This window comes from Streptomyces sp. ISL-87, assembly GCF_018614095.1.
Lineage (GTDB): Bacteria > Actinomycetota > Actinomycetes > Streptomycetales > Streptomycetaceae > Streptomyces.
Genome location: NZ_JAGGOY010000011.1, coordinates 45,851 through 69,158 on the forward strand (window position 1 = coordinate 45,851; position 23,308 = coordinate 69,158).

The window sequence follows — 23,308 nt, forward strand, 5'->3', positions numbered from 1 at the left end:
GTCAGCCGAGACCAGGCGACCGGCCCTCCCCGGAGGTCACCGTGTCCCTCGCCCGCCGCTCCCTCATGGACGCCGCCGCCGCCCGCTTCGGCTGGCGCCGCGCCTACGGCGACACCACCCAGGTCGACGCGCTGCTGACCGAGCAGACCGAGACCGCATACACCGAGGCCGCCGACCACGCGGCCCTGGCCACCGCCAAGAACACCGACGTCCTCGCCGTGCAGCCCGGCGTCCTGGACGTCCGCGGCCGCGTCCTGGCCGACGTCCTCTACCTCGAGGGCGTCCTGACCGGCGCCCGCAACCGCGGCCTGCCCCCGGAGCTCATCGAGCGCCTGGAGGACGCCGTCGACCACGGCCACGAGCTGACCGTGCTGCTCGCGGACACCGTCCGCACCACCGCCGCTCTCCACGCGGCCAGCTGAACGCCCGGGGCGGCCGCAGGCATCGAACCCGGCCGCCCCGGAGCAACGCCCCCTCCCCTCCCAGAGCGCACTGACAGAAGAAGGAGCCCCAACATCATGACCGCAACCCTGCGCCAGACGGCCAACACCGTCGCCAACTCGATGATCGAAGGCGCGAGCATGGCGTCCGCGCTGATCGGCGGTGCCGCTGGTGCCTACCTCGGCTACCAGCTCGCCCCCGCCGACTGGTCCGACGGAGCCCGCATCGCGTTCGTCGGCGCGGTCGCCGTCGTCGGCGCCGTCGCCATCGACGGACTCGCCGAACTCGTCCTCGCCCCGATGCGCCGGCTGATGCGGCGCACCCCGCTCAGCTCCACCCGCGCATCGGCCCCGGCCCCGGCCAACACCCTGGACGAGGCCCTCGCCCAGGTCGCCACGGCGACCGAGGCCGACGCCGCACACCGCGCCGCCGGTGCTGCCTTCCGCATCGACCAGGGCGAGAACTTCCTGCGTGACGAGGACCGGTGGCGCGGCTACGAGGACGGCGAGGCGTCCTTCTACCTCGCCCCCGGCGTCTGGCTCCACCACCGCGCTGAGATGGGCAAGTACGGCCGCGAGCACCACTTCACGCTGCTGACCGGCGACGGCGAGCAGCCGGTGGCCATCACCGGCATGGAGCAGATCCGCCACCACCTCGCCGCCCGCGCCGCCGGCCTCCCCGCCGTCCCGGCGACCGCCTACAGCGACGTGGCTGAGGTCCTGGACGACGACCTCACCGGCGTCCACACGGTCTGACGGACTGCCCGTTCCGCCCCGGCCTTCGCGGCCGGGGCGGCGCGGTGCCCCGTCAGCTCCGCCCTGCAAGGAGGCCCCGTGATCCCGGACCTGCTGAACCTCTGGTAACCCGGGCTATCGGAAGTTGCGGAATGGCCGATCTTCCGCAGCCTGGCGCGAGCTGCTCGTGTGTACGAGTCCTGGGGCGGACTTTGGCCGGCTCGGGTTAGTTGGCCTCCCCCAGGTAGCTGAGGGCTTGGCGGAAGTCATCGAGGGCGGGCCTGAACTCGCGCGCGGCGGTGTGGAAGGTCGATCGGTCGATCAGGATTCTGGCCAGTGTTCGCGTTCCCTCTGCCGGGTCGTGCTGAGCCAGTCGGCGGGCCAGGTTCACTCCGTCGTCGAACAGGGAGCGCACTTGCTCCGGGAACAGATGGGTGCGGTGCTCCCAGTAGACGGCGGAGCGGACGGTCAGGGCCCGGTGCAGCCGAACCAGTTCGGCCAGGTGCTGGTCCGGATCCTCGGCGGCTCGTGGAGCCATGGCGTCCGCCTCTTCACGGAGGGCATGACGGCTGTCGAAGTAGCGCCGCTTGCCAACGGGCGACCACGGCATGGGCGCCGCCCCTGAAGGCGGACGCGGTCCATCGGGCGCAGGCCGATCGCTTTCGGCGCCGGAAAAGGACAGCTGCACGGCCCAGAACGTCGCCTGATAGCCACTCCAGGACTTCCGCTCACCGGTATCGGCCAACTCCGTCAGCAAGGCGAGTGCCTCTTGCCGTACGAGGGCCGCCTGCTCCCCTCGGCCGTAGGTATCGAGCATGAGCGCGTACCCGATGAGCGAGTAGAGATGGCAGGCCATCGAGCCGCGGTCGTTCGCGGCTTCGTCAGCTTCCATGCTGACGAGTGTCTCGAAGGCGGCGAGTGTTTCGCCGGACCGGCCGGCGTCATGGAGAGCGGCGATCCACTCCATGAGTGTCCAGGCGAGACCCCCACTGCCGGGCCCGTTGGGCAGGATCGCCGCGACCAACTCGGTCATGGCATCGGCAGCCTCGGCGTATCGGCCTGCCTCGGAAAGACCGGCAGCCCACTCGTGCAGCCCCTTGACCACGGGGTCTCCGGAGAGTTCGGCCTGAGCACGGCCAATGTCGAGCATCTCGGCGCGCATGGCGAGCCCTTCGGCACGTCGACCCAGGCCGTACAGCTCGCTTTGGCAGCTGTCGAGGGCCCTGTACAGAGCATCTGCACGGGAAGGTTCGGTCGGATCGATGGACCGCGCCACGGCCACCGCCTCCTCGCACAGCGCGAGACTGGCTACATGCTTCTTACCGGTGCTGGTGTCGTAACTCAGACGTTGCAGCGCCCTGGCCAGGAGCGGCAAGTACGAGGCGGGGCTGACCTGGGCGAGCACCCGGTAGGCGTCGACTTCCTCGCGCGGCGTGCGGTGTCCCGACGCGAGCAGCACATTCCGCGCCCGCACGATGTCGTCCTGATCGACCTTCCCCGAGTGATTCATAACGGAGATTCTGGGTGCCCCTGAGAGGCCGAACAAGGCCGGTCACCTGTGCCGTTCGTCCTACGAAAACACCCTCTGACCTGTCATGATGGGTGTGACACCACTTCCCCGGGGTTCGGCGCTGTGTGCGTGATGGTGGGGCCGCCGGGCTCCGGCAAGTCCACCTTCGCCGCCCGCTACCCCGACACCTGGCGCGTCTCCCTGGACCTCTACCGCCGCCTGGCCACCGACTCCGAGACCGACCAGTCCGCCACCCCCGTCGCCGTGGAGATCCAGAACCTCCTCCTGGACGCTCGCCTCGCCCGCGGGCTCACCACGATCGTGGACTCCACCAACGTGCACGTACACGTCAGGAACGGGCTGCTCGCCCGCGCCCGGTCCTGGCAGCGCCCGATCGTGGCGGTCCTGTTCGACGTACCGCTGGCCACGGTCGAGGCGCAGAACGCGGGCCGCGACCGTGCGGTGCCCGTACGCATCGTGCGCGAGCACCACCAGCTGCTCCCCACCCCGGCCCGCCTGTACGACGAGGGCTTCACCGCGGTGCACCGGATCTCCGACCTCGGCCCGACCGGAGCTCCGCAATGAGTCGGGCGGCCCCCGGCACGCACCCCCACCTGCTCACCCCGGTGGAGCTTTCCGCAGGTGACGAGTGGGTGCACGGCTGCGACGAATGTTGCCTGCCTATCCAGGGCGGCGCCGCCGGCCTGGCCGCGCACCGCCGCACCGTCCACGACGCCCGCCGCGACTACGGCGACCGCCGCACCCGCATCACCATCCAGCTCGAGTTCTGACCGGCCGCGGACCACCCACACCAAGAGGAGAACTCCATGCCCGTCCAGACCGTCGACACCTTCCCCGCCCTCATCAGCTGCTTCGTCTCGGACCTCGCTCACCTCCTGGAGGAGACGACGCCGCGCACTCCGTCCGCGACCGACTTCATCGACCTGGTCGAGCGCACCCGCGACATCCTCGCCAGCTCCAGCCTCGGCAACCTGACCGACGCCAGCGAGGATCTGGACGCCGCCGTCACCTACCTGACCGACGCCCTGGAGAGCGACCCGGCCGACAAGAAGGTGCTGCTGGCCAAGGCGCGCACGCACCTGCGGGACGCCATTGAGACCGCCAGCTGATCTCCCCGCTCTGAGAGCCCTCCGTGCCGCCCCGACCCCGGACCGCCGGGTGCCGGGGCGGTCGCGGTGGCCCCTCACAGCAGAAGGGAGATGGGCGTCATGAAGTACTTCGAGGTTGACGTCCCCATACACAGCACCGAGACACCCGGCCTGCGCGGCGTGCACGTCTTCACCGGCCGGGCCGACAACGAGAACGCCGCCGTCCAGGCCGCGCACGAGGTCTACGACGTGGCGCGCGCCGCGAGGGAGGCCGGGCTGGAGATTCCCCACGGGCGGCCGGACGGCTGGGGTGCCTGCGGCTACCGGCCCGGCTGGGAGCTCGACTGGCCCGCGGCGAAGGCCGGCCCCTGGAAGAGCCCGTACAGCTGGACCAACTCCAGCGCCTTCGAGCTGTAGCTCTGCCCCGGGACAGACGCACACGGTGTCCAATCCAGACGCCTGTCCCGGGCCCATCCATCCCGTACGAGACGAGACGGAGACCCCAAGTATGTCGTTCCTCCTGCGCGTTCAGGGCCGGATCGGCCAGCGCGCCCTCTTACTGACGACCGCCGTCGTGCCGTTGACCGGCTGGGCGGTCCACGCGGTCGCGCTGCACAAACAGCTCGCCGCAACCCGCCGCGATCCGCTGACCGGCCTGCTGCGCCGCGACTCCTACACCGCCCGCGCCCGCCGACTCCTGGCCCGGCACGACGACGTGGCCGTGGTCCTGGTCGACCAGGACCACTTCAAGGCCGTGAACGACACGATGGGCCACGCGGCCGGGGACGCCGTCCTGGCGGAGACCGCCGCCCGGCTCACCGCCTGGGCGGGCCCGTGCGCAGCCGTCGGCCGGCTCGGAGGCGACGAGTTCGCCGTCGTCGTCCAGCTGCCAGCCGGGCGCCTGGAGCAGCACCTCGCGCAGCTGGTCCGCACGCTGCACACCCCGGTCGTCCTGGACGACGGCCGCACCGTCGATGTTGGCGCCTCGATCGGCGCTGCAACCCCGCACGCGGTCGGCTCCCACGACCTGAGCCTGTTGCAGCGGGCCGCCGACGCCGCCCTCTACGACGGCAAGCACTCCGGCCGGGCGATCCTCGCGACCAGGCGGCACGCCACGGTGCCGTCCATCAACGGGCGCCGGGCGGGCAGGCCGGGGACAGCCGTGTGGGGGCGAGCAGCATGAGCACCGCGACCCTGCCCGAGGGCTCCCCTCGGAGGCCCTCATGAGCAGCACCGACCGCGACGTCGGCCACGCTCTCGCCTACCCCGAGCCGCCGGCCTCCCCGCTCTGGCACCGCCACGGCGGCGTGCAGGCCCGGCCCCTCACCGACGCCCAGAAGAAGCGCAACTGCGAGCTCCTGGTGCTCGCCCAGCGCAAGCCCCGCTCCACCGCCGCGTAGAGGAGCCGTGTGTGTTCACCGACATGAAAGAGGCCCTCGAAGCGGAGGCCCTCGAACTCACCCCGCTCGGCAGTACCCAGAGCGCCGCCGCCTCCCGGGTGGTCGCCCACCAGGCCCACGACAAGGACGACCTCGCCGACCTGCTGGGCGCGCTCGGCCTGCCCTGCGCCGAAGACGACCTCGTGCGCCTGCTCCCCCACCTCACCGCCACCGACGATCCGACGACCGGAGTTCCGATGCCCGTCAACGCCTTCACCGCCACCGCCATCTCCATGCTGAAGAACGGCGACAGCCCCGCCCACGTCCGCGAGACCCTCGGCCTGTCGGAGAGCGAACTGGCCGAAGCCCTCCAGCACAACCACACGCCGGACACCGCCACCAACGCCCCGCAGACGGCCAGCCCCGCGGCCGACAAGCCGGTGGACAGGACCGGGATCGAGGCCCTGCTCTCCTGGGCGAAGGACCACCCGGCCGCCGTCATCCGCAACAAGGTCGCCCGCATCCGCAGCGACCTCGCCGAGCTCACCGCGCGGCGCGAGAGCGACGACGCCCAGCGCCAGGCCGAAGAGCGCGTCGCCAAGCTCAAGGCGGAACTGGAACAGGCCCAGGAGACGCTGCGCACCGTGAAGGCCGGCGGCCGCCCCCTGGCGCCCGCCGTACCGTCCGCGCCGACCAGCACCAAGCGCAGCAAGGACCAGCTGGCCGCAATCCGGACGTGGGCGCGCGCCCACGGCCACCAGGTCGCCGCCATGGGCCTCCCGGCCAAGGCCGTCCTGGACGCGTACGACACCGCCCACCGCACCACCATCCTGGCGGAGGCGAGCTGATGGACACCAAGCCCCTCACCGTCGACGGCTTCCTCTCCACCGTCCCCACCCCCGGTACCCGGCCGGGCACCGCCCACTTCGAGCTGATCTCCTCCCCCACCGACGACCCCGCAGACGACATCGTGTTCTCCTGCACCACCGGAAAGTCCCGCATCGCGGACGCGCTGCTCACCGAGATACAGCCCGGCGACCTGCTGCACGTCTCCGGAACCCTGGCTCGGCCCGCCACCACCGGCGAGACCGCGCAGCTCACCGTCGACGCCCTGGACGTCCTGGCCGCCGCACCGGCACGGGCGCTGCGGGAGATGGTCCTCGACCGGTACGGCGACTACGTCGTGGTGTTCGACGCCGACACCGACACGGTGCCCGTCTTCACCGCGCAAGGACAGTGGGTCGGCATGGCGGACAACCCCGACACCATCACCACCCTGATCGACATCCACGAGCGCGTAAACGGCGGTGACGCCTGATGGCGACGACCGCCCCGCAGGCCCGCATCGTCCTGGAGCGGTTCCCCGCTGGCCACCCCCGTGGCTCCTGGGCCGCCGACGCCGCCGCCCAGCACGCCCAGGGCATTGACGCCCAGGTCGTGATGGACCTCGGCAGCGACCAGTTCCTCGTGGTCACCGACACCACCACCTAGTAGCACCACCCCGCATGGCCGCGCCCGGCCTCTCCCGGTCGGGCGCGGCGCCCCGCACGTACCCACTCACCCTGCAGGAGATTTCGTTGCACCCGATCCGTTTGATCTCGTTCGGCTACCTGCACCTGCCCACCGGCCCGGACGGCTCCCCCGTCCCACCCGCCGCCGACCGGATCGAGGACGTCCGCGACCGGCTCCGCGACCCGGCCGCCGCCCGCGACATCCTCGACCTCGACGGCCACCACCCCCGCGTCCAGGACGTCGTCCTGAACACCCCCGGCGCCCGCGAGCTCTTCGCCAACCTCGCCGACTACGCGACCCTGCCCGCCGGCCCCCGCCGCATCGCGATCGGCTGTCCAGGGGGCAGGCACAGGGCATCCGGTCTCACCGAACTGCTTGCCCGCGCACTCCGCGGCCACGGCCGCGAGGTCGAAGTCGAGCACCTCCACGTCCATCTCCCGCGCGTGCTCAAGACGTCCGGCCCCAGCACCGGAACGAGCGCATGACCACCACGGCCCTGTACGAGATCGAGACCACCGTGGCCGACGACGGCACGATGCCTCCCGCCGAACAGATCTGGAGTGGCGAGGACGCCAAGGCGTACGGCTTCCTCGAATACGGCCGCGTACACATCACCGGCATCGGAGGGTCGAACGACGACGAGGGCGTCTTCCCGGCCGCCTTCGTGGCCCTCGGACACCAGCCGTGGTCCGAAGTCATCGAGGCCGCGGCCGCCTACATGGACCGCGTCCACGGCTGGCGAAACCTGCACCTCTACCCCGGCGACGACCCGGCAGAGCTCATCCCCCGCATCCCGCGCGCCGTCCACACGCACGCCGTGATCCTCAGCCACCCCGGCCCTTGTGCATAGGTGGTCAGTGACCAGTCCGTAGTGGCGGTACATCGGGGCGTGTGGGTGTCGCTGAGGATCCTTGAAGTCGGTCAAAGCTGCCGATTGCCTCTGATGTTCCTCAAACCTAGATGCGTGCAGCATGACGCTGGGCAAAAGCGGAGTCCGTGCAGGAGGCCAACCGCCTGGCGGTCGCGAAGGCGCCGAAGGTGGAGTATGTGCAGAGCTGGACGCCGGTGACGACGAGCAAGCTGGAGGGGCCGAAGTGAGCGAGATGAGGCGCGACGAGTGGGTTGGGAGGACCAAGTCCGCCAGGAGGTACGAGCCGTTCTGGGAGAGCGTCCGGGAGGCGGAGGCGCAGGGTCGTCCGGTGATGCACGTCGTTAAGGTCGGCAAGTTCATCATGCAGGCGTCCACGGACATCGAGCTCGCCAAGCTGTTCGCGGAACACCAGATCTTCGATCAGGACGAGGTCGGCGAGTTCGACTGGGTGTCGGACGAGTTCGAGGTGCTGCATCTTCGGTTCAAGAACACGCGGACCGGGGAGTGGGAGTCCACCATCCAGTCCATCTCGACGGTGCCGGCGCTGCCGGAGGTGCCGAAGTGAGTGAGTCTCTTCAGAACGGCCACGATCGGGTGACGGCCGGATCCGCGAAGGCTGAGCGCGACCGCAGATCAGAGACGCACCTGGAGTGGCCGCTGAAGAAGCTCACTGAGCGTTTTCAGCTTCGCCACTCCAGGGTGACGCCGTGGCCCTCGCTTGAGTCCTGGAAGTTCCTCGGCTGGGGCCAGCCGGGCACGGTGGGTTGTCTGTGAAAAGTCGCGGGCGGTCACTTCGCTGAGGGGCCGGCCCTGCGCTTCGGGGCGGAAGATGATCGTGGGGAGGGATGGAACGCATGCTCGAAGTACCATCCCTGCAAGGTTCTCCGGCCGGTACTTCCAACCTCCGCAGTGGCGTAGTCGGACGGAGACATCCCTGTAGAGAGGACAGAGGGCAGAGGGCGATGAGTGTGGCTGAGAGTTGGTCGCGTGTGATGAGTCTTCTTCGGGAGCACGCGCCGGCCGATCACGCGGATCTGCCAGGGCCCGCTACGGAGCAGATGCTCGCGGCAGCCGAGGAACGGATGGGGATCTCCCTGCATGGGGACCTGCGGACGTGGCTGTTGCAGAACAATCTGGATCTGCCTGAGGAAGACGTCGACGACGAAGTGGCATGCTGCGGCTTCGATGGGTTCCCCGACGAGGGAAGCTTCTTTCTGGGCATCCGGGCGATGGAGAAGCTCTACGCGAACCGCTTTATGTCATGTGGATTCGACCCTCCGGACCAGCCGGACAATCCGTTCTGGCGTAACGAGTGGATCCCGTTCCTGTCGGATCAGGACGGCTGGAGGGGAAAGTTCATCGATGTGCGGGACGGGCGCGTCGGCCGCTGGTTCGTGGGTGAGGTCACGGTCACGGGCGAGTACGAATCGATGGCCCAGTGTTTCGACTCCGTAGCGGAGACGCTGACGAGGATCGCCGACGGAAGCTCCCCGGTCTGTCGGTTCACCGAAGGTCGACTTGTCTGGTCGTGAGACGGTTCCCAACTGGATGACGACCATTGCCAATCCGTCCTCACCCGGGAACGGCAATGAGATTCATCAGCGTTGACGTTCCAGGGTAAGGATGGCTGCGGCGATGACGGTCATCCGGTTGGGGCTGCAGCGGGCCCGGCGGAAGATCTGCCAGGACTTGAGTCGCGCGATGCTTCGTTCGACCGGTGCTCGTGCCGCTGACAGGGCTCGGTTGATTGCCTGCTGGGTTGTGGTGAGGTCCTGTCCGGGAAGCCGTCTGATGAGCGTGGTCACCCAGGGGCCGGCCCCGATGTAGGCGCGGTCGGCGAGCACGGGGACGCCCTGGCGTTCGCAGATCCGGATGATGCGGTGGGTGCGGGCCGCGGTCAGGTCGTGGGTGCGGCCGGGCAGCGCGGGTGAGATCCACAGCAGCTTGCCGGTGGGATCGGCCACGACCTGCACGTTCACACCGTGACGGCGGTGCTTCTGGGAGAAGTCGGCCCGGCTGTCGCCGACCCGGTCGCACTCGGCGAGCGTCCCGTCGAGCAGGACGTGATCAGGATCCGTCTCGCGCAGGACCCGCAGCAGACCGGGTGCCCGGCGGGACAGGTGATCGACGACGGCCGTGACGTAGGCGTGGGCGGTCCCGACGGATATGCCGAAGCCGGCGGCGATCTGCGCGAGCGTGTCGTGCCGGCGCAGGTAGACCAAGCCGACGAGGGCACGCTGGTGGGGCGGGAGCTTGCAGCGTCGGTCACCCTCACGGGTGACGATGAGCATGGATACCCACTCGACCAAGGTGTGCGGCAGGTCGAGTGCGGCAGGACGGAGAACCAACGAGGCTCCTGCGTTGATGAGTTGAGACGCCGAGCACCTCTCTCAACGGCACGGGAGCCTCGTGAGTTGCGGGACGCTGGCCCGTCACCCGATCAGTGGCCACTCTGAAAGAGCTCACTGACCGGTGACCGGTTAGGGTCCGCGGGTGTTGAGCAGACCCGGGTGGACGGTGCACTTCGTGAGCCGCGACTTGCCTGCGCCCACGACCACGCGTTCTTTCCTGGACGTACGGCCCGGCGACCTGGTGTCGTGGCTGGATGAGGCAGGCCTGCCGGACGGCCTGCCGTTCCTGCTCTCGCCGCGGTTCGAGTACGACGTCGAGCTCAACTCGTACTTCCTTCAGGCGAATCTGACAGCGCCGTGGAACAGCAACGCCAACCGGGCCCGAGCCCTGGCCCGGTTCTTCACGTTCCTGCATACCGCGCGCGGTGGGAAGCCGTGGCGGGCCGCCACGGAGGCGGACCACCTGGCGTTCCACCAGTGGCGCCGCCGGGATGAGGCAGGGCCGCATGTCGAGGGCAGCACCTGGAATCACGAGGTGTCGCTGGTCAACCAGTTCTACGAGTGGGCGGTCCGCCAGCGCTACGTTGCGGCAGTCCCGATCCCGCACCGCGCCCGCCGCCCCGCGCCCATGGGCTCGGTGGTCCGGGCCTTCGACTCATCGACGGTCCCGGCGACCTACGCGCATGACGAGAACGGGGAGCGCATCGAGTGGATGCCGCCGACGACCTACCGGCTTTGGCGGGACGTGGGTCTTCGGGGATACGGCCCGGACGGGCTGCCCTCTGGCCGGTTCCGCGGCCGGTGGGCGGCCCGCAACGCGACGTTCAGCGACCTCATGGTCCGCACGGGGCTGCGGCTGACCGAGCAGGCCAGCGTCACCGTCTTCGAGGTCCCCACCAGCATCGCCCTGGGCGGATATCAGCGGTTCTGGCTGCCCGGCGTGATCGCGAAGAACTTCTCCGCCCGGTGGGTCTACGTCCCGCACAGCACGGTGCAGGAGGTGATCGCCTACGTGGAGTGGGACCGGGCCGAGGTGGTCGAACAGGCCCGGGCAGCGGGCCGCTATCAGCGCATCCGCCGGCCCCTGGTCATCGCAGACCCGTCCCGCCCGGATGTGGTGCACCGGCTCAGCGCGGCCGGTGTCCACCGGATGCGGCTGCAAGATCTTTCGCCGGTCGAGCGACGGCGGCTTCTGCGGGAAACCGAGCACGGTCTGGAACCCGCGATGCTCTGGCTGAACGAGAACGGGCTGCCGATGTCGGTCTCCGGCTGGCAGGCGGTGTTCTCCACGGCCAACGACCGCTGTCACAAGGCCGACGTGCTGGTCGAGGCGCACGCCCACCTCCTGCGTCACACGTTCGCGGTGGTCACCCTCGAACAACTCCAGCGGGCCCACATCGCTCAGCTCGCCGAACTCAACCCCGAGCAGCGCGGGCACTACACCCGGATCTTCGGCGACCCGCTGGACTGGGTCCGCCGCAGGCTCGGACACCGGTCGATCCTGACGACCTTGATCTATCTGCACGCCCTCCAGGAGCTGGAGATGGAAACCCGCATGGCCTTGGTCCCGGACACCTGGGACGACCCGAGAGACACCCCGCTGACCCAGATCGGCGACGACGCCGTCCCGGCCGACGCGGAACAGGAAGCGGTCCGGTGACCCGCCGGGGCCGCGGCAGCACGGGGCCAGGCCGACCGTCGGCCTTGCCGCCAGGCAAGTACGACCCGCCCGGCCCGGTGGGGGCAGGTCCCGCGGGCGCGACGGTGGTCTTCTTCCACGGCGACGACGGCCGTCACGACGTCTTCGACATGGCCCGGCTGCCGCTGCCGGGCTGGTGGATCCCGCTGGCCGGGGCCTTCGCCCAGCGAACGGGCCCCGGCGGCGCACTGCGCACTCGAACCTCAGCATCGGGAGCCTGGTGGTGCCTGGGCCGCTGGATGCGGTACCTGGCCCGACTTCCCACCCCGCCCGCCGATCCCGGCCGGCTCACCGCCGCTCACGTCGAAGGGTTCGTACGGTTCCGCACGGCCCAGGCGGGCGAGGAAACGGCTTTCAAGGACGTGCAGGACATCAAGCTCCTGCTCGACATGGACGCGATCGTTTCGCTCCTGGCACCCGAAGCCCGGGACTCCTTGATTCGGCGGCAGCCAAGATCCCGCGGCTTCGGCCAGGCCGGCTACTCCGATGGCGAGTTCGAGCGGCTGCTGGCCGCGGCACGGGCCGATGTTGCCCAGATCCGCGACCGGATCGGGGCCGGAGAAGAACTCGTACGCCGCCACGGCGACGGCGCCGGCGATGGGAAGGCGGCCCTGCTGGCCGACATGGCTGCCAGCGGAAGGGTTCCGCGGCTGAGCGATGACGGTCGTCACGACCATCTGACGCGACGGATCGAGCTGGCCCAGCACTTGTTTCTGCACCTGCGGGACCTGGCGCCGCTGATGGTCTTGCTGTGTGCTCTGACTGAACGCAACGGCGAGACGATCAAGGAACTGCCCGCACAGCACAAGATTTTGGACGGCCGGGCTGTCGAGCTCACCCTCATCAAACGGCGCCGCGGCCCGCGGCGATGGTTCGAGACGGTCACCTGGGAGATCGGCCCTCCGCACCGGGCCCTGCACACCCCCGGCGGTCTCTACCTGCTTATCCACAAGCTGACAGCCCGCAGCCGGGCGTTCTGCGGCTCGGACCGGCTCTTTTGCGCCTGGCGCAACATCCTCGAGCTCGGGGGCGATGATGTTGCCGAGCACTACCCGCCGTTCGCGGACAGGCTCTGGGGCGAGGTGAAGCTTTCGAGATGGGCCGGGGGCCGCCGGCGCCCGCTGCTGGCCGATGCCGCAGAGGGCGGTGAGGCGAAGCCGCTCCAGGTGACCTTCAACCGGATCAAGACCAGCACCGAGGTCCGCCGAACACGCCGGATGGGCGGGCATCTGCCGTCGGCCGCGAAGTCGAACACCATGCAGGTCCTCTTCCGCAACTACCTGGGTGGCGACCCCGTCATCGTCGAGTGGGCCCACCAGGTTCTCGGCGAGGCGCTCGTCGACGCCGAGCAGGCCGCACTTCGCGCGCACGAGCAGGTGCTGAACACCGCGGGTGGCTCCTTGCGGGTGGTGACCGGCCCGGCCGACGCCGAAGCGATGCAACGCGAGGCGGGCCTGGATGCCGAGTCGGCCCGGCGGGCGGCCGACGGCGAACTCGACACCGCCTGGACCGCCTGCGGCGACCACGTCCACCCGGCGACCGGGAAGAGCTGTGAGGCATCCTTCCTGGCCTGTTTCCACTGCGGGAATTGCCTGGTCACACGCGATCACCTGCCCCGGCTGCTGGGGCTCATGGATGCCCTGGCCGAGCGTCGCCTGACGATGAGCGAAACCGCGTGGTGGCGCCGCTACGGGCCGGCCTGGGCTGCGGTCCGCCATGACATCCTCGCGAAGTTCAGCCCCGCGGAACGCGAGTACGCAGAGCGGGTCAAGCCGACCGACGTCCTGCTGGATCTGGTTGAGGAACCCTGGGAGCAGATGTGACCGCCCTCGCCCGCAGCGTCGCGATCCCTGGCGACGACGTCTTCGTCCTCCATGACCGGCCCCTGCGCGACGGCGTCGCCCTGGAGGAAACCTCGCAGTTCGGCGACGACGTCTGGCGGCTGCAGCCCGCGATCCACAAGAGCAGCGGCCGCAATCTGATCCTGAACTTCAACCGCTTCCCGGTCCGGTTCCGACCGGTCGCCAAGCAGCTGGCTTACGCCATGCTTTCCGGGCCCCTCCCGCAAGGAGAGAAGCGCTGCAAGGTTGAGGGAGTACGTTGCGCGTCCACCGAACTCTTCCGCTTCCTGACCTGGCTGGACAGCCAGGCCGAGCCCCGATGCCAGAGGCTGGCCACTCTGACCGGGGCCGACCTTCTCGCCTACCAGCGCCACCTTGTCGGGCTGTTCCCCAATGCGGCGACACAGCGGGAAACGTGCCGGGCGAAAGTCCGGTTGTTCTGGCGCTGGCGGCACAACCTCAGCGACTGGCTGCCCTTCGACCCCGTTCACATCGACGGGTGGGGCGAGCCCGATGCCCGCGGACAAAGGCGAGGCGAGAACCGCACCAGCCGGATTCCCGAAGAGGTTCTCGGCCCGTTGTTCGTCTGGGCACTACGGTTCATCGACGTCTTCGGCCCCGATATCATCGCGGCCGACCAGCAGTGGAGGAAGACCCGGTTCGTCGGGGTCTACCAGCGGCTTCCGGTCCGGAAGTTCCACAGATCCACCGGCACCCTGCACCAGGCGATCTCCGATCATCTGGAAACGTACGTCACCAGCGGCCGGCCGCTGCCGGGCTGGCGGGGAGTCCCTAACCGGAAGGTCCTCGCCCAGCAGATCGGATGCAGCCGAAGGTCCCTGGATGACCCCGCCTACCAGGTGCTCATCGACCAGGCCGAGGCCAAGGTCGGGTCAGCGAGAGCGCTGCCTTCGACATTCCGATCCGCGGCTCGCTCGACGGCCGGCCCTGGACCGGCGACATCGTCACGCATCCCGAGCAGCCGAACAGCCTCGCCGTTCTGGCCCGGCACCTCCAGGCTGCCGCCTATGCCGTGATCGCGTACTTGAGTGGGATGCGCGACTCAGAGAACGAGGCGGAGTTGCATCTGATGCAGCACTCCGCAGGGTCCAAGTAAGCGCGAATCAGCAGGTGATGGGCCTCCGCTCCGCCATCCTCTCGCACTGCGCAGGCGATCTACCAGCGACTCTTGCGCTCCGTCGCTGCCATCACAACAATGATGCGTCTAACGCAACGGAGGTTGGAGTGGCGAAAGCGGCCGATTTGGTAGGTGCGGCACACCTGATGCTCGTGGACGGGATCTCCTACATGGACCCCGCGCCTGCGGTGTTCGAGGCCATGCTGGAGGGGTGGACCAAGCAGCAGCGGGCCCGCTTTCTGAAGTGGGACGGGACCATCAAGCCGCGGTTGTCGCTGGTCCGCCGGTTCGCCGAGTTCTCCAACCAGTACCCGTGGCAGTGGCAGTCGGCGGAGGTCGAGGCGTTCATCGACCACCTGCGCACGAAGACGCCGACGTTCACGGTGTCGACCGGCCGCAACTACCAGAACCACCTCCGGATGTTCTGCGAGTTCATCACCGATCCGCGCTACGGCTGGATGTCCGTCTGCCAGGAACGCTTCGGTGAAGTGCCGGTCCAGATCCTGCACGAGTGGAACACAGTCACCCACGTCAGCGAGTACGAGGGCGACCCGAGCCGACGGCCACTGACTTACGACGAGATCCAGGACCTGTTCGACGCCGCCGACGGACGGATCGGGGAGATTCGAAAGCGCGGCCGCAAGGGCGCGTTGACCGCGATGCGCGATTCCGCCCTGCTCAAGACCTACTACGCCTACGGCATGCGGCGCCGGGAAAATGTCGGCCTCGACATTGCCGACCTGCGGCGCAACCCGAAGGCCCCGCAGTACAAGCGCCACGGAGCGGTGTTCGTACGCTGGGGCAAGTCTTCCAAGGGCAGCCCGCCCAAGCGCCGCACCATCTTCACCGTCCCCGAGATGGACTGGATCGTCGACGACCTCGACCACTACCTGACTGAGGTCCGGCCCCGCTTCAACGTCGGCAAGCACCCCGCGATCTGGGTCACCGAACGCTCCGGGCGCCTGTCACGCCGGTCGGCTAACGAAGCCTTCCAGGCCGCCAAACAGGCTTCTGGCCTGCCCGAGGAACTCGAATTGCATTGCCTGAGACATTCCTATATCACACATTTGACCGAATTCGATTACCCGGAACGGTTCATCCAAGACCAGGCCGGTCACGGCTATGCCAGCACGACGGCCCTCTATACCGGCGTTTCGGACGAGTACCGCAACCGGCTGGTGCACAAGAAGTTGGGCCAGCGTTACCCGGGCATCTGGGAGGACCCGAAGTGATCAAGAAGATGGGCTATCGCTGGAACCTGCGCAAGCTCATGGCCGACCGGGAGATGTTCCAGACCACCGACCTGGTGCCGCTGCTGGCCGAGCGGGGCGTCACCCTCTCGCGCGAGCAGGTCTTCCGCCTGGTCACGCAGCCGCCGCAGCGGATGTCGATGGACACCCTCGCGGCTCTGTGCGACATCCTCGGCTGCCAGCCCAACGACCTCATCGAGGTCCAGGTCGTCAACGAAGAGGTACGCAAGACCGCCGGCGGCGAGACGCCCGGCCCGCTTCCGGCCGTGCGCCGGACCTCGATCCGGCGACCGGAGGGCCTGTGACCGCGCCCTCGCCGACCGCTCCGTCGGTCGTCGCCCGTCTTGCCGCGCAGGCGGCTCGCATGGAAGCCGCCACGAACGCCGCCGTTGTCCAGGTCACCACGGTTCTGCCGGCCCTCAGCGCCACCGACGCGAACGCGGTGTTGGAGGCGGCGGTGCCGATTCCTGTCCGCGGCGCCGCTCGATTCCTGGAGGAGCTGGCCGATCACATGACAGCTCACCCCGATGCTCTGACCTCGGGAAGCTCTCTCTGCCCACCGGTTCTGCTGCGACTGGCCGAGGTGCTGCACGAAGCCGGCCATCCGGTCGTTCGCCCTGGATGCGCGCACTGCGGAAAGATCCGGTCTGACCTGCGGCAACTCCGGCCTGAAGGGCGGGTCTGTGGTTCGTGTGACGCCCGAAGCCGCAACCGCGAAACCTGCGCGCGGTGCCACCGTGACGGCCAGCGCGTCACCGCTCGGCGCCCGGAGGGCCCGATCTGCCATCGCTGCTACCGCGCGGACCCAGCCACGTTCGAGGAGTGCGCCGGCTGCGGTCAGCTCCGACACCCGGTGGTGCGACGGGACGATGGCCGAGGGTTGTGCATGAAGTGCTGGAAACGCCCGATGCACACCTGCGTGAGCTGTGGAAAGTCCGCAGCGGCCGCTCTCGTTGACGACGACGGCGCACTCTGCCACCTCTGCTACAACCGTCATCGCCGGCCGCGGCGACTCTGCGGTCGGTGCGGACAGCTCAAGCGCATCGCCCGCAATGCCCGCGACGGGCAGCCGGACCTCTGCGACGGCTGCTACCAGGGCCCCGAGGCGACCTGCTCAATCTGCAGCCGGGTCCGGCCCTGCACCAGCCGCGATCAGCAAGGCCAGCCCATCTGCGCCACCTGCTACCAGCGACACCGCACCGGCGAGCCGTGCGCCCGCTGCAATCGGACCAAGCCCGTCAACACCCGATGGCCGATCGGACCGGTCTGCATGACCTGCTACACAGCCGTGCTCCGGTCACCGGCCGACTGCCCTCGCTGCGGCACGGTCCAGCCACTGATCGCGCGGGACGACGACGGCACTGGCGTCTGCGGCCCCTGCGTCGGCTTCGCCGCCGACTACACCTGCAAACAGTGCGGCCGGGCCGGTAACCCCCACAGCCGCGGCCGTTGCGCTCACTGCGTCCTCGCCGAGCGGGTCAACGCCCTGCTGACCGGGCCGGACGGCACCGTCGTTCCTCAGCTGGAACCGCTCGCGGCAGCGATGGCGTCCTTCCCCTCGCCGTTCCCCGCCATCCAGTGGATCAAGGAGAGCCCGAACACCAGGCTCCTCGCCCGGCTCGCGGCCGACGGCCAGACCCTGAGTCACGAGTTGCTGGACCAGCTCCCGCCCAGCCGGAACCAGCGCTACATCCGGCAACTCCTGGTACACACTGGCGTGTTGGACGAGCGTCATGAGGACCTCGAACGCATCCCCGGCTGGCTGGAGCACGAGCTCGCAAGCAAGCCGGACGCGTACGCTAAGCTTGCCCGCCCGTTCCTGCACTGGTTCCTGCTGCGGCGAGCACGCCAACGGGCCGCAATCCGCCACCATCCCGCCTCTGCCGACCGCGACCTGCGGCGCCGTGTCAGCGTCGCTCTGGACTTCCTGGCCTGGATGGACCAACGCGGCCTGGTCCTCGCCGACCTCGCCCAAGAGCACATTGACGACTGGATCACCGGAGCCACCAGCCAACGCCGGTACCTGATCCGATACTTCCTGAAATGGACCACGAGCCGTCGGCTCACCCGCGAGCTGACCGTCCCCTCCATCCCGAGTCAGGAGCCCCAGAACCTGCTCGACGAGGACGACCGATGGCCGCTCCTCCAGCGCTGCCTGACCGACGATGCCCTGCCTACGGACGTCCGCGCCGCCGGCGCGATCACCCTGCTGTTCGGCCCGTCCACCGAACGCCTCTGCCATCTGACACCCGAGCACCTCAAGTTCGGTGACAAGCACGCACACCTGGTCCTGGGCCGCCACCCCGTCCTGCTGCCGCCACGACTCGCCGAACTCCTTCGGCACCTCGCCGAACAACCGCAACTGCGGCCCCAGCTCTCGCGAGTACACCCAGGCCCTCAATGGCTCTTCCCGGGCATGGTCCCCGGAAAGCCGATCTCCACACACGGCATGACCCAGAAGCTGGGCCGCCACGGCATCCCGGTTCGTACCGCCCGCAACGCGGCGCTGGCGGCCCTCGCTGCCGATCTCCCCAGCCCGATCCTCGCGGACGTGACTGGCATGCACCGCCACACCGCACTCCGCTGGGTCGCCTACGCCAAACGCGACTGGGCCGAGTACCTCGCAGCTCGGACCGAGGACCAGCAGGAAGGCAGACGATGACCGCTCGGTCCAAGAAATGCTCGACTACCTGGTCAGGCACTTGAACAGCGCCCAACCGTTCGGCATCCACCCCCGTGACTCGGTTCAGCCTATGAGCAGGCGGAGGCCGAGATCTGCCGCGTTGAGATCGGCGAGGTCGCTGTTGCACTCGGCCCACCGGCCGGAGTCGAGGTCGTCGCTGAGGCTTCGCACCGCCCGCTGCTCGGCCTCCGCCCCGACCCTCGTCCATACCGACATTGCACGGCGCACGTGATCCTCCAGATACGCCCCCGGTCGGCGCCAGTACGCCTCGAACAGGCCGTCAGCGCAGTCCCATGGGATGGGCACCGGCTCAGCGCGGGCGCCGATCGCGTCGGCCATCCCAGCAAGCGAGGGAAATTCTGCGAGGACGCCGGCGAACTCGGGCAGGTAGTCGCGGGTAAGCCAGAACCGGTCCTGCCATCCGGGCTCGTCGGTGTCGAACGTGAGCACCACCACGCGGCGGGCCACGCGTCGCATCTCGCGCAGCCCTCCTATCGGATCCCCCCAGTGGTGAACGGTGGAGACGGCCATCGCAACGTCGAAGGAGTGGTCCTCGAACGGCAGGCTCTCCGCGGCGGCGGCCACGCACGGCGCCGAGCCGGCAGGCCGCTGCCCCCGCATGACCGCCGATGGCTCCACCGCGGTCACGTCGCGATCAGCAGGCTCGTAGGAGCCGGTGCCGGCCCCGACGTTCAGCACCGTCTGCGCGTCCCCGAGCGCGTCCCAGATCTGCTCGGCGATTCGCGGCTCCGTATGCCGTGTCGCGGTGTAGGCGCCGCCGATGGCGTCGTACAGCCGTGCACCGAGCATTTCCAGTTGTTCCTCCGGTGTCACTGTCAGTCCCTTCGCTCGCGCCTTAAGTTCCCTGTCGATGGCCGCCACCATGGCGTCAGCGCGATCACGCCGCTCCAGTTGCAGGCCTCGCAGTCGGCGCAGGTGCGCGACAGCGTCGGTGGACGGGTCGCTGACCAGTTCCGCAACCTCGCGCAGTCCGAAGCCCAGCCGCCGATAGGCCAGCACCTCCCGCAGCCGCTCCACGTCGCCCGTCGAATAGGCCCGGTACCCGGCCGCGGTCCGCGCCGACGGCCGAACGAGCCTGATCTCGTCATAGTGATGCAGCGTGCGGACGCTCACGCCGGCCAGCTCGGCCACGCGCCCCACGGTCCAGTGATCTTCCACGGCACCGACTATGCAGCCTGACGCCACGTGAGGGTCAAGAGCCTCAGTCATGGCAGCAAGAGCCGAACACGAAACAGAGGTCCGAGGTGACTCCTACCGCTTCACCTTCACGCCCAAGGGAGCAGAGCGACGCTCGCCGAGCCCAGGCCTCACCGAATCCGAGATCAATCGAGGGAATAGTGCACGGTCGGAATAACCCCCTACCGCCAGTAGTTAAAGAGCTCCGACGCGGATGCTTGCGGACCGAGCGGGACCCGGAGGGACGCCCCTACCGCTGGAAGGTCGACGGAATCGCCTTCAAAGGCGAGGACGACCCGAGAGGAGTGCCGGCGACCTGGATCGTCGGCGAACCCGTCGCACGCGCCATCGTGGTCATGGAGGCGCTCCAGCCGCCCGGCACCGACATCCTGTTCACCCGGCTCCCGCACGGCTACGGAACCCGCCGCCGTGTCCGCGATGCAAGCGCCATGGTCAACAGCACCACCAACGAGAATCTCAACCTCTTTGTCGCCTGGGTGAACGCCTACTGCGACCAGCGGGGACGCGTCGACGGCATCCCGGCCGTCAACGGCAGGATGTTCCGGCTGATGACGTCGCACTTCCGGCGGACGCTGGCTTGGTTCATCGCTCGCCGGCCGGGCGGCTCGATCGCCGGAGCCCTGCAATACCGCCACCACGGCATCCAAATCTTCGAGGGCTATGCCGGCACCAGCGATTCCGGATTCCGCGCGGAAGTCGAGAGCGAACAAGCTCTCGCCCGCGGAGAGCACTACCTCGCCATGGTCGACGCCCACGAGCACACCGAGCTGACCGGCCCGGCCGCCGCCGAAGCGGCTCGCCGCCTCGAAGGCTTCGGCCACCGGGCCCGCTTTCAGGGAATCGTCGTCACTGACGAACGGCGCCTGAAACGGATCATGGGGCGGGAAGATCCTGCCGTCTATCTCGGCACCTACATCACCTGCGTCCACGACCACAGCAAGGCACTCTGCGAGCGAGCCCGCAGAGGCCGCTTCGAAGGGCTGCCCGATCACGGCGAATGCCAGCCCCTCGCCTGCCGGAACGTCGCTCTGACCAGCAGCAACACCGAAGCCTGGCGGTCAGAACTCGACCGCATCGACCAGCGCCTGGCGGCACGGCCGCCGCTGCCGCCCCTCATGCAGCACCGTCTCGTGTCACGACGGGCCGAGATCGCGGCGTTCCTCAGTCGCAACCTCAGCAACCCGGAGACCGCATGACCCGCCGCGTCGACTCCCCCTCCGAATCCCGAGTCCGGGCAGCCCTGGAAGAACTCCGCCAACGTGCGGGCGACAACGGCACCCAGCCGAGCGTCCTGGCGCTGGCCAGCAAGTTCGGCATGAGCAACACGACCTTCCGCCGCCACTTCCCCGACGTCGCACAGGAGATCGCCGCCCTCCGGTCAGCACCGCCGACGCCAGGAGCCCCAAGCGAACCGACCCGCTACGACAGGCTCGTCGCCCGAAACGCCAAGCTCAAGCGTCACAACCGCGAGCTCACCGAGACCCTCACACTCGCCGCTTGCCACATCCAGCGAATCACCCTGGAGAACCAGAAGCTGAGAGAAGAACTTGAAGCCGCCACGGGCGTTGCTCGCCTGACTCCCATTCCCTCCAGGCGGTCGGCAACCAGCTGAGGAAGTGGTCAATGGTCAACGGCAAACCCTGGCCACAAGCACCCCGACCACCCCTGCGGCTGCGAGTGGGAGAACACCTGGCGCCTGGTCTACGCCCCGCCCACCGAGCCCGGCGCCATCCCCATCACCGTCATGCGACACCCGGCTGCTCAGGCGACGGCCGCCGTCATACCCAGCCCCGACCACGGGACGGTGCCCGCAACCTGGGCACCCTGACCCCGTAGCTCTTCACCACCGAAGCCCTGTCCCTGGCACGCGCCGGGGACAGGGCTTTTTGTTGTCGAGCGGGTTCCGGCGTTCTGCCAGCCAGGATGTAGCCGGGTGTCCCGAGGAGAAGCGGTCAGCGAGCGGCCTCGAACGAGGACGGCCGCTCCTCAAGGAGCGGCCGTCCCTCCCACCCACATCGACTTGAGCAGCTGAGCGCACACCAAGCGGCCTCGTCGCCCGGACCTCGATCCGGGCGACGAGGGCCGCTCTTTTGCGTTGGGGCGGTCAGAACACCGCCGACTCGGAGGCAGGCCGGCTCCCCAACTGGCAACGCCAAGGCCCGGCCCGTAGAAAGCGCCTTCACCGCGGTGGCTGGACCTCCTGAATGTTCAGTGAGCCCTGCTGGGAAGCCGGCCGAGAAGCTTAATACTCCAGCTGTAGATCGTGATCTTCATGTTGGGGATGCGGCTTGTCGCCGGTAATGGCAGGTGCGTGATCGCTGCTGATGGCGGCGTCGCCAGTCGGACCAGCTCAGTCGGTGGGTCATGTCGTGGAGGGGCTGGACGACGGTCGTGATGAACAGGCGCTGGATCTCGTTGCAGGACAGCGGGACCAGCCCGTCCGGGGCAGGGTTGCGGGCGTGTTCGTCTGCGCGGGCGACGGCGAGGAAGGCGTGGGCGAGCATGGCCAGGGTGACCCAGCGGGTCCAGGAGGGGTAGCGGCGGACCTGGTGCTCATCGAGTCCGGCCAGCCCCTTCTCGGTCTGGAAGGTCTCTTCCACCCGCCACCTGGATCCGGCGACCTTAACCAGGGTGGCCAGTGGCGCCGGTTCGGTGGAATGGCAGCGGTAGTAGGCGAGTTCGCCGGTGGTGCGGTTGCGGCGGATCAGGAGCTGGCGGCTGCCCGGCGCCGGTTCGGTGAGGTCGATGACGGCCCAGTCGTAGAACCGCTGTCCCTTCGCACCGCGTCCGGCTGAGAGCTTCTGCCAGGCCCGCTTCGGTACCTTCTTCGCCAGGGCATCGGCGCGGAAGGTGCCCGCACCGGTGGTCGTTTCGGCCGAGCAGGCCACCGCGAGGACGTAGCCGCTGCCGCGTTCCTCCAAGGCCGCCCGCAGTTTCGGGTTGCCACCGTAGACCTCGTCACCGGTGACCCAGCCCACGTGGTGTCCGGCGTCCAGGAACCGTTCGATCATCGTGCGGGCCAGTTCCGGCTTGGTCGCGAAGACGGTGTCCTCGCCGAGCCCCGCTGCCTGGCAGCGGTCCGGGTCGGATGTCCAGGAGCGCGGGATGTACAGCTCCCGGTCCACCGCCGCGTGTCCCCGGGCGCCCGCGTAGACGAGGTAGACCGCGACCTGGGAGTTCTCGATCCGTCCGGCCGTGCCGGTGTACTGGCGCTGGACCCCGACGGTGTGGGTGCCCTTCTTCACATCGCCGGTCTCGTCGACGACCAGCACCGCGGCATCGTCGTGGAGGTGCTCGACGACGTATTCGCGGACGTCGTCACGGACGGCATCGGCGTCCCAGGAGGCCCGGCACAGCAGGTGCTGCATGCCGTGCGGGCTGGTCTCCCCGGCCCACTCCGCGATCGTCCAGCAGTTCTTGCGCGGCAGGTCCGACAGCAGGCCCAGTACCAACCGTCCGGCTCGCAGGCGGGGTTCGTACCGGGCGAACCGTCCCGCGATCCGGCCCATGGCAACCTCGAACGCCTCCCGCCACCGGCCGGGATCTATGCTGTGACCTGCGGCCACCGTCTC

27 protein-coding genes are annotated in these 23,308 nt (G+C 69.0%); 23 read left to right on the forward strand and 4 right to left on the reverse strand.

Annotation, left to right across the window (positions count from 1 at the left end; translation table 11 throughout):
- Window positions 1-41 precede the first annotated feature (41 nt).
- On the forward strand, window positions 42-422 hold the full coding sequence (locus J7I97_RS03785) for a hypothetical protein (RefSeq protein WP_214930932.1): 381 nt from the start codon (window positions 42-44) through the stop codon (window positions 420-422).
- A 96-nt stretch (window positions 423-518) separates the two neighbouring features.
- The gene (locus J7I97_RS03790) at window positions 519-1,196 is read left to right on the forward strand and encodes a hypothetical protein (RefSeq protein ID WP_214930933.1); all 678 of its coding nucleotides are present in this window, start codon (window positions 519-521) and stop codon (window positions 1,194-1,196) included.
- A gap of 205 nt (window positions 1,197-1,401) precedes the next feature.
- On the opposite strand, the gene J7I97_RS03795 is transcribed toward J7I97_RS03790, so the two are convergent.
- Window positions 1,402-2,685, reverse strand: a complete 1,284-nt coding sequence (locus J7I97_RS03795; protein ID WP_214930934.1) for a hypothetical protein — start codon at window positions 2,683-2,685, stop codon at window positions 1,402-1,404.
- Between the two features lie 132 nt (window positions 2,686-2,817).
- Here J7I97_RS03795 and J7I97_RS03800 point away from each other — a divergent pair, with 132 nt between their 5' ends.
- The 13 genes from J7I97_RS03800 to J7I97_RS03860 all read left to right on the forward strand — a co-directional run bounded on the left by J7I97_RS03800 (window position 2,818) and on the right by J7I97_RS03860 (window position 9,088).
- Entirely contained in the window at window positions 2,818-3,270 is a 453-nt protein-coding gene (locus J7I97_RS03800; RefSeq protein ID WP_215076788.1) for an ATP-binding protein, read from the forward strand.
- Window positions 3,267-3,476 carry a hypothetical protein gene (locus J7I97_RS03805; RefSeq protein ID WP_214930936.1) on the forward strand — a complete coding sequence of 70 codons (210 nt, stop codon included), beginning with the start codon at window positions 3,267-3,269 and terminating at the stop codon, window positions 3,474-3,476. The genes J7I97_RS03800 and J7I97_RS03805 overlap by 4 nt, the downstream gene beginning before the upstream one ends.
- A 36-nt stretch (window positions 3,477-3,512) precedes the next feature.
- Entirely contained in the window at window positions 3,513-3,815 is a 303-nt protein-coding gene (locus J7I97_RS03810; RefSeq protein WP_214930937.1) for a hypothetical protein, read from the forward strand.
- A 99-nt stretch (window positions 3,816-3,914) separates the two neighbouring features.
- Window positions 3,915-4,211 carry a hypothetical protein gene (locus J7I97_RS03815; RefSeq protein WP_374195433.1) on the forward strand — a complete coding sequence of 99 codons (297 nt, stop codon included), beginning with the start codon at window positions 3,915-3,917 and terminating at the stop codon, window positions 4,209-4,211.
- Window positions 4,212-4,302: 91 nt separating this feature from the next.
- The gene (locus tag J7I97_RS03820; RefSeq protein WP_214930939.1) at window positions 4,303-4,977 is read left to right on the forward strand and encodes a GGDEF domain-containing protein; all 675 of its coding nucleotides are present in this window, start codon (window positions 4,303-4,305) and stop codon (window positions 4,975-4,977) included.
- 40 nt (window positions 4,978-5,017) lie between these two features.
- Complete coding sequence (locus J7I97_RS03825) at window positions 5,018-5,194, forward strand: hypothetical protein (protein ID WP_214930940.1); 177 nt, start codon at window positions 5,018-5,020, stop codon at window positions 5,192-5,194.
- An 11-nt stretch (window positions 5,195-5,205) separates the two neighbouring features.
- A complete protein-coding gene (locus tag J7I97_RS03830; RefSeq protein WP_214930941.1) occupies window positions 5,206-6,021 on the forward strand; it encodes an Lsr2 family protein in 816 nt (271 codons plus the stop codon).
- The gene (locus J7I97_RS03835) at window positions 6,021-6,491 is read left to right on the forward strand and encodes a hypothetical protein (RefSeq protein ID WP_214930942.1); all 471 of its coding nucleotides are present in this window, start codon (window positions 6,021-6,023) and stop codon (window positions 6,489-6,491) included. The genes J7I97_RS03830 and J7I97_RS03835 overlap by 1 nt, the downstream gene beginning before the upstream one ends.
- Window positions 6,491-6,664 (forward strand): hypothetical protein, encoded by a 174-nt coding sequence (locus tag J7I97_RS03840; RefSeq protein ID WP_214930943.1) that lies wholly within the window; start codon window positions 6,491-6,493, stop codon window positions 6,662-6,664. The genes J7I97_RS03835 and J7I97_RS03840 overlap by 1 nt, the downstream gene beginning before the upstream one ends.
- A gap of 86 nt (window positions 6,665-6,750) precedes the next feature.
- Entirely contained in the window at window positions 6,751-7,170 is a 420-nt protein-coding gene (locus J7I97_RS03845; RefSeq protein ID WP_214930944.1) for an RNase adapter RapZ, read from the forward strand.
- Window positions 7,167-7,535 (forward strand): hypothetical protein, encoded by a 369-nt coding sequence (locus J7I97_RS03850; RefSeq protein WP_251058450.1) that lies wholly within the window; start codon window positions 7,167-7,169, stop codon window positions 7,533-7,535. The genes J7I97_RS03845 and J7I97_RS03850 overlap by 4 nt, the downstream gene beginning before the upstream one ends.
- 244 nt (window positions 7,536-7,779) lie before the next feature.
- Window positions 7,780-8,121 carry a hypothetical protein gene (locus J7I97_RS03855; protein ID WP_214930945.1) on the forward strand — a complete coding sequence of 114 codons (342 nt, stop codon included), beginning with the start codon at window positions 7,780-7,782 and terminating at the stop codon, window positions 8,119-8,121.
- Between the two features lie 427 nt (window positions 8,122-8,548).
- Entirely contained in the window at window positions 8,549-9,088 is a 540-nt protein-coding gene (locus J7I97_RS03860) for an SMI1/KNR4 family protein (RefSeq protein WP_285443893.1), read from the forward strand.
- Window positions 9,089-9,154: 66 nt separating this feature from the next.
- On the opposite strand, the gene J7I97_RS03865 is transcribed toward J7I97_RS03860, so the two are convergent.
- A complete protein-coding gene (locus J7I97_RS03865; protein WP_214930947.1) occupies window positions 9,155-9,904 on the reverse strand; it encodes a transposase family protein in 750 nt (249 codons plus the stop codon).
- 178 nt (window positions 9,905-10,082) lie between these two features.
- Between J7I97_RS03865 and J7I97_RS03870 the strand changes: the two genes are divergently transcribed.
- The 6 genes from J7I97_RS03870 to J7I97_RS03895 all read left to right on the forward strand — a co-directional run bounded on the left by J7I97_RS03870 (window position 10,083) and on the right by J7I97_RS03895 (window position 18,497).
- Entirely contained in the window at window positions 10,083-11,567 is a 1,485-nt protein-coding gene (locus J7I97_RS03870) for a site-specific integrase (protein WP_308369313.1), read from the forward strand.
- Window positions 11,568-11,611: 44 nt separating this feature from the next.
- Window positions 11,612-13,429 (forward strand): hypothetical protein, encoded by a 1,818-nt coding sequence (locus tag J7I97_RS03875; protein WP_214930948.1) that lies wholly within the window; start codon window positions 11,612-11,614, stop codon window positions 13,427-13,429.
- Entirely contained in the window at window positions 13,426-14,484 is a 1,059-nt protein-coding gene (locus J7I97_RS03880; protein WP_214930949.1) for a hypothetical protein, read from the forward strand. The genes J7I97_RS03875 and J7I97_RS03880 overlap by 4 nt, the downstream gene beginning before the upstream one ends.
- A gap of 208 nt (window positions 14,485-14,692) precedes the next feature.
- On the forward strand, window positions 14,693-15,817 hold the full coding sequence (locus J7I97_RS03885; RefSeq protein WP_308369312.1) for a tyrosine-type recombinase/integrase: 1,125 nt from the start codon (window positions 14,693-14,695) through the stop codon (window positions 15,815-15,817).
- Window positions 15,814-16,140, forward strand: a complete 327-nt coding sequence (locus tag J7I97_RS03890; RefSeq protein ID WP_214930950.1) for a helix-turn-helix transcriptional regulator — start codon at window positions 15,814-15,816, stop codon at window positions 16,138-16,140. Before J7I97_RS03885 ends, J7I97_RS03890 begins: the two co-directional genes overlap by 4 nt.
- A gap of 965 nt (window positions 16,141-17,105) precedes the next feature.
- A complete protein-coding gene (locus J7I97_RS03895) occupies window positions 17,106-18,497 on the forward strand; it encodes a hypothetical protein (RefSeq protein WP_214930951.1) in 1,392 nt (463 codons plus the stop codon).
- 84 nt (window positions 18,498-18,581) lie between these two features.
- On the opposite strand, the gene J7I97_RS03900 is transcribed toward J7I97_RS03895, so the two are convergent.
- The gene (locus J7I97_RS03900; protein ID WP_214930960.1) at window positions 18,582-19,679 is read right to left on the reverse strand and encodes a MerR family transcriptional regulator; all 1,098 of its coding nucleotides are present in this window, start codon (window positions 19,677-19,679) and stop codon (window positions 18,582-18,584) included.
- Window positions 19,680-19,933: 254 nt separating this feature from the next.
- Here J7I97_RS03900 and J7I97_RS03905 point away from each other — a divergent pair, with 254 nt between their 5' ends.
- Complete coding sequence (locus J7I97_RS03905) at window positions 19,934-20,932, forward strand: hypothetical protein (RefSeq protein ID WP_214930952.1); 999 nt, start codon at window positions 19,934-19,936, stop codon at window positions 20,930-20,932.
- Window positions 20,929-21,348, forward strand: coding sequence for a hypothetical protein (locus J7I97_RS03910; protein WP_214930953.1), 420 nt, complete (start codon window positions 20,929-20,931; stop codon window positions 21,346-21,348). Before J7I97_RS03905 ends, J7I97_RS03910 begins: the two co-directional genes overlap by 4 nt.
- 658 nt (window positions 21,349-22,006) lie before the next feature.
- On the opposite strand, the gene J7I97_RS03915 is transcribed toward J7I97_RS03910, so the two are convergent.
- Window positions 22,007-23,245, reverse strand: a complete 1,239-nt coding sequence (locus tag J7I97_RS03915; protein WP_214930961.1) for an IS701 family transposase — start codon at window positions 23,243-23,245, stop codon at window positions 22,007-22,009.
- Between the last annotated feature and the right edge of the window lie 63 nt (window positions 23,246-23,308).

Coding starts and splice junctions, on each gene's coding strand:
- J7I97_RS03820 (WP_214930939.1), top strand. CDS start 4,303: ATGTCGTTCCTCCTGCGCGTTCAGGGCCGGATCGGCCAGCGCGCCCTC.
- J7I97_RS03840 (WP_214930943.1), top strand. CDS start 6,491: ATGGCGACGACCGCCCCGCAGGCCCGCATCGTCCTGGAGCGGTTCCCC.
- J7I97_RS03915 (WP_214930961.1), bottom strand. CDS start 23,245: ATGGGCCGGATCGCGGGACGGTTCGCCCGGTACGAACCCCGCCTGCGA.
- J7I97_RS03910 (WP_214930953.1), top strand. CDS start 20,929: ATGACCCGCCGCGTCGACTCCCCCTCCGAATCCCGAGTCCGGGCAGCC.
- J7I97_RS03835 (WP_214930942.1), top strand. CDS start 6,021: ATGGACACCAAGCCCCTCACCGTCGACGGCTTCCTCTCCACCGTCCCC.
- J7I97_RS03825 (WP_214930940.1), top strand. CDS start 5,018: ATGAGCAGCACCGACCGCGACGTCGGCCACGCTCTCGCCTACCCCGAG.
- J7I97_RS03860 (WP_285443893.1), top strand. CDS start 8,549: ATGAGTCTTCTTCGGGAGCACGCGCCGGCCGATCACGCGGATCTGCCA.
- J7I97_RS03895 (WP_214930951.1), top strand. CDS start 17,106: ATGACCTGCTACACAGCCGTGCTCCGGTCACCGGCCGACTGCCCTCGC.
- J7I97_RS03850 (WP_251058450.1), top strand. CDS start 7,167: ATGACCACCACGGCCCTGTACGAGATCGAGACCACCGTGGCCGACGAC.
- J7I97_RS03815 (WP_374195433.1), top strand. CDS start 3,915: ATGAAGTACTTCGAGGTTGACGTCCCCATACACAGCACCGAGACACCC.
- J7I97_RS03795 (WP_214930934.1), bottom strand. CDS start 2,685: ATGAATCACTCGGGGAAGGTCGATCAGGACGACATCGTGCGGGCGCGG.
- J7I97_RS03805 (WP_214930936.1), top strand. CDS start 3,267: ATGAGTCGGGCGGCCCCCGGCACGCACCCCCACCTGCTCACCCCGGTG.
- J7I97_RS03800 (WP_215076788.1), top strand. CDS start 2,818: ATGGTGGGGCCGCCGGGCTCCGGCAAGTCCACCTTCGCCGCCCGCTAC.
- J7I97_RS03810 (WP_214930937.1), top strand. CDS start 3,513: ATGCCCGTCCAGACCGTCGACACCTTCCCCGCCCTCATCAGCTGCTTC.
- J7I97_RS03790 (WP_214930933.1), top strand. CDS start 519: ATGACCGCAACCCTGCGCCAGACGGCCAACACCGTCGCCAACTCGATG.